The organism is Kitasatospora sp. NPDC048722 (assembly GCF_040650235.1).
GTDB lineage: Bacteria > Actinomycetota > Actinomycetes > Streptomycetales > Streptomycetaceae > Kitasatospora.
Map to the genome: position 1 here is coordinate 1 of NZ_JBEZGX010000146.1, position 3288 is coordinate 3288.

At 76.2% G+C, this 3288-nt stretch carries 2 protein-coding genes; both read right to left on the reverse strand.

The window, feature by feature from the left end; all coding sequences use genetic code 11:
• The coding region (locus AB0C76_RS41145; RefSeq protein WP_359975845.1) for a condensation domain-containing protein at window positions 1-1467 on the reverse strand (1467 nt) is incomplete at its 3' end.
• Between the two features lie 16 nt (window positions 1468-1483).
• Window positions 1484-3288, reverse strand: a 1805-nt coding sequence (locus tag AB0C76_RS41150) for a condensation domain-containing protein (protein WP_359975848.1), incomplete at its 5' end; no start/stop codon positions are given.

Sequence of the window (3288 nt, forward strand, 5' to 3'; positions counted from 1 at the left end):
GACGGCGGTGGCGTCCGGCGTCGCCGTGACCTGCCGGGCGAAGCGCCCGAGCAGCGGCTCCGGCTCCGGCGCGACCTCCACCGAACCGGCCCACGTGTCGAGCACCCGGGTGCCGTCCGACAACCGCAGCCGCCCGACGGGTAGTTCGGCCACCGTAGCGGCCTCGCCGAGCAGGCGCAGCAGCGCGGCGGCGAGTTCGTCGACCCGCTCCTGCGAGAGCAGGTCGGGCCGGTGCGCGAGGTCCAGCGCCAGCGTGGTGCCGAGCCCGACGGTGAGGCTCAGCGGGTAGTGGGTGCCCTCGTGGTTGCGGCCGTCGACGACGCCGAGACCGCCCGCCGAGCGGCGCAGGCCCTCGGTGTCCACCGGGTAGTTCTCGAACACGAGCAGGGTGTCGAAGAGTTCGCCGTGCCCGGCGGTGCGCAGCACGTCGCTGAGACCGAGGTACTGGTGGTCCATGAGGCCGGCCTGCTGGTCCTGGAGGCGCTCCAGCAGCGCGCCGAAGGTCTCGGCCGGGTCGAGCGCGACGCGCACCGGCAGGGTGTTGATGAACAGGCCGACCATCGACTCGACGCCCGGGACCTGCGGCGGACGGCCGGAGACCGTCCCGCCGAAGACCACGTCGTCCCGGCCGGTGAGCCGCCCGAGGACGATCGCCCAGGCCGCCTGCACGACGGTGTTGACGGTGACCCCGCGCTCCCGGGCGAAGCGGACCAGGGCCGCGGTCTGCGCCGGCGGCAGCTCCGCCCGGGTGGCCACCGGGACGACCGGCGCGCGGGACGGGTCGGGGGCGGCGAGCAGCGTCGGCTCCTCCAGCCCGCCGAGCACCTCCCGCCAGGCGGCCTCGGCGGTGGCGCGGTCCTGCGCGGCCACCCAGGTGAGGTAGTCGCGGTAGGGGGCGACGGGCGGCAGCGCGCGCTCGTCGGAGCCGCGCCGCAGCAGCCCGTACAGCTCGAAGAGTTCGCCGATGACCGTCGCCCGGGACCAGCCGTCGACCAGGATGTGGTGCACGGTGACGAGGAACTGGTGCCGGTCCGCGCCCTGGGAGACCAGGGTGAAGCGGATCAGCGGCGGGCGCGCGAGGTCGAAGCGGCGGGCGCGGTCCTCGGCCGCGACGGCCTCGGCGGCGTGCGCCCACGCGCCGGATGGTCGGCCGGTGAGGTCGACGACGGTGAAGTCCGGGGCGACCTCGAACGGGACGAGCTGGACCGGCTCGCCGTTCTTGCGGTACCGGAACGCGACCCGCAGGCCGGCGTGCCGGCGCAGCAGGGCGGCGCAGGCACCGCGCAGCGCGTCGGTGTCCAGCTCGCCCTCGATGTCCAGCGCGAGCTGCATCGTGTAGACGTCCGGGCCCTGGGTGTCGTACCGGGCGTGGAACAGCAGGCCCTGCTGGAGCGGAGAGAGCGGCAGGATGCTCTCGATGCGTGGCTTGGCCTTGGTCGTCGCCGCCGTGGTCGCTGCCTTGGTCATGTCGCTTCTCTCCAACTCAGAACTCGAAGTCTTCTTCGAACGCGTCGATCTCGTCCTGGTCGAGATCCAGCAGCGGTGCGGGCTGTGCAGCCGAGGGAGTCGGCGCGGCGGGGCGGGGCGCGAGGGCCTCGACCGGCCCGGCCGACGGGTCCGCGGCGTGGGCGACCAGCGCCCGTAGGGCCGAGAACCAAGCGGCGGCCAGGGCGGCGACCTCGTCCTCGGTGAACAGCTCGCCGGGCCAGCTCCAGGAGGCCACCAGGTGCGGGCCGTCGGGGCGGTCCTGGGCCAGCGAGTTGAGCTCCAGGGCGTGGCCGGCGGGCATCGCGGCGTCGCTGCCGCCGAGACCGCCGTCGCCGTCGTCCTCGCCGTCCCCGGCGCCGAAGCGGCCCAGGTAGTTGAAGCCGAGCTGCGGCTCCGGGAGGGCGGCGAGCACGCCCGCCGTCTCCGGGTTGAGGTGGCGCAGCAGCCCGTACCCGGCGCCGTTGTCGGGCAGGGCGGCGAGCTGTCCGGCCACCGCGGCCAGGGCCCGCCCGGCGGCGGGTCCGCCGGCCAGCAGCTCCGGCCAGTCGGCGGCGGCGACGCCGGGGTCGAGCCGCAGCGGGAACATGCTGGTGAACCAGCCGACCGTCCGCGAGACGTCGGCGTCCGGCAGCACCCCGGCGAGCAGCTCCTCGCGGCCGTGGCCCTCCAGGTCCAGCAGGACGCCGGCCGCGCGCTCCCGGCCGCGGCCGCGGTCCCAACCGGTGACGGCGAGCGCGAACGCGGTGAGGAGCACCTCGTTGACGCCGGTGCCGAGCACGCTGGGCACGGTGGACAGCAGCGGACCGGTGACGTCGGCGGGCAGCGTCACGGTGTACTGCCGGGCGCCGGCCGCGAGGTCGCGGGTGCGGTCGAGCGCCCTGGTGCCCAGCGGGGGCTCCTGGTACCCGGCCAGCATGGCGGTCCAGACCGGGAGTTCGGCGGTCCGCTCCGGGGTGAGGGCGGCGCGGGCGAGGCCGCGGGCCCAGGCGCGGAAGGAGGTCCACACCGGCTCCAGGGCGGGCTCCCGGCCGGCCGCGACGGCCTCGTACGCGGCCATCAGGTCCGGCATCAGGATCCGCCAGGAGACGCCGTCGACCACCAGGTGGTGCAGCACGAGCAGCAGCCGGCCGGGGGCCTGCGGGCCGGCGTCGAACCAGACCGCCTGGGCCATGACGCCGTCGTCCGGGCTGAGCCGGTCCTGGGCGGCGCGGCCCTCGGTGTCCAGCCGGGCGGCGGCCTCGGCCTCGGTGAGGCCGGCGACGTCGACCCGGTGGACCAGGCCTGCGGCCGGCAGCGCGCCCTTCGGCGGTACCTCCAGGGTCCAGCCCGACGGGCCGCGGACCAGGCGGGCGCGCAGCGCGTCGTGGTGGTCCAGGACGGCCTGGAGCACGGCGGCCAGCACGTCCGTGGTCAGCCCGGCGGGCACCGGCGCGAGCACCGACTGGTTGAACCCGTCGATGCGGCCGCCGAGTTCGCGCAGCCAGCGGATGATCGGGGTGGCCGGCAGCGCGCCGACCGCCGGGTCCGCGCCCTCCGGGTCGGGCGCGAGCGCGAGCTCGGCCGGGGACTCGGGCAGGGCGGCGGCCAGCGCCTCGACCGTCTTGTGCCGGAACACCTCGCGGGGCGTCAGCACGAGACCGGCCAGGCGGGCGCGGCCCACCAGCTGGACGGAGGTGATGCTGTCGCCGCCGAGGGCGAAGAAGCTGTCGTCGGCGCCGACGTCGGGCAGTCCGAGGACTTCGGCGAAGAGGGTGGCGAGGAGCTTCTCGCGTTCGGTGGCCGGGGCGCGGCCGGGTGTGC